Here is a 1221-nt window from a genome sequence, read left to right as displayed (position 1 = left end):
GCAACGGGGTCGATCGACACCCGCCCCTACCAAGTGCGAAGAGCCTGATTTCGTGGCTGTATCTTCGTCGTCATCTTCACGAATACACGTTATCGAAAGGTCCGCAATGAATTATCCGCCGAGGCTATTCGTAGCGGTAATGAGTGCTCTTGCAATCGCTGCAACGGCATGTACAACCAACGAGATCACACCGGTCGAGACCAGCCGGCCTCCCGCCACGCCGACGATCTATCAGCCACCCGGACAGGTCCGAAACTCCACCTTCGTGTGGTCCGCAGAACCGGGAATCGACCTTGCGGATCAACGCAGCATCCTCACCCGAGCCGCGTACGAATCCATGATCATCGCCCACTACGGCGGACTCGATACCACCTATCCCGGGTTCGCCGGAGCACTCGTCCCTTCCTACGCACGCAAAGTCCCAACTGCGCTGGAAACGTCCCTCGTCGGAACATTTCGGGCGCACATCCTCCAGGTGCTCGATACGGCGGCTGGGTTCAAAGCAACCGTGTGCACCCAATGGTCGAAGGTGGGCATCAGGGTCCGAGACGGCGACTATCGCATCAACCAATTTTCCGGGCAGGAGGAATTTGTCGAGTTCACCCGTGACACCGAGGAACATCGGCTCGAAGGGCAACTCCACAGGCACGACCCGGAACCACCGACACCAAGCGATCAGTACCTGACTTCTCTCCCCACCACCGAGCACCAATGGTCCGCTCCTACGGAAGATCTGTTCACCGATACGGGACTCAGAATCGACTTCGGGGGCGACTTGGGCGAAACGATGTATCGATGCGAAGCATGGGGTCGCAGCATCGAACCCAGCTTGCCGCCCTACAGAAGTTCCGAAACCATCATCTCCCCCACCCCACCCGAAACCCTGCCCGCCTACCCGGGCTGGTGAGCACATGAACCGAATTATCTGCGCTGCAATAGCATTCCTTGTCGGATCATCCCTCCTTGCAAGCTGCACACCCGATCGAGCGCCGGCACCGGTTGCGCCCCAGACCATCATCACCGCCGAGTACGAACCACCCGGACAGGTCCGAAATACCACGTTCGTGTGGTCCGCAGAACCCGACGTCGACCTGTTCGATGAACGCGGCAGGCTGATTCGCGCAGCACAGGAATCGAAGATTATCGCCTACTACGCAGGAATCGATGTCACATACCCGGCTCTTCGCAGTTAGCAGTGGTACTGGCGCCGGCTGGGTGCGA

At 59.1% G+C, this 1221-nt stretch carries 1 protein-coding gene; it reads left to right on the top strand.

Annotation, left to right across the window (positions count from 1 at the left end; all coding sequences use genetic code 11):
* Positions 1-139: 139 nt before the first annotated feature.
* Positions 140-907 (top strand): hypothetical protein, encoded by a 768-nt coding sequence (locus QR64_RS07365; protein ID WP_230811237.1) that lies wholly within the window; start codon positions 140-142, stop codon positions 905-907.
* Positions 908-1221 lie beyond the last annotated feature (314 nt).

The sequence above is a fragment of the Rhodococcus sp. Chr-9 genome, assembly GCF_000801125.1.
Classification (GTDB): Bacteria; Actinomycetota; Actinomycetes; order Mycobacteriales; family Mycobacteriaceae; genus Rhodococcus; species Rhodococcus pyridinivorans.
The sequence above is the reverse complement of the archived record's forward strand: the minus strand, read 5'-3'. Positions and strand labels throughout refer to the sequence as shown.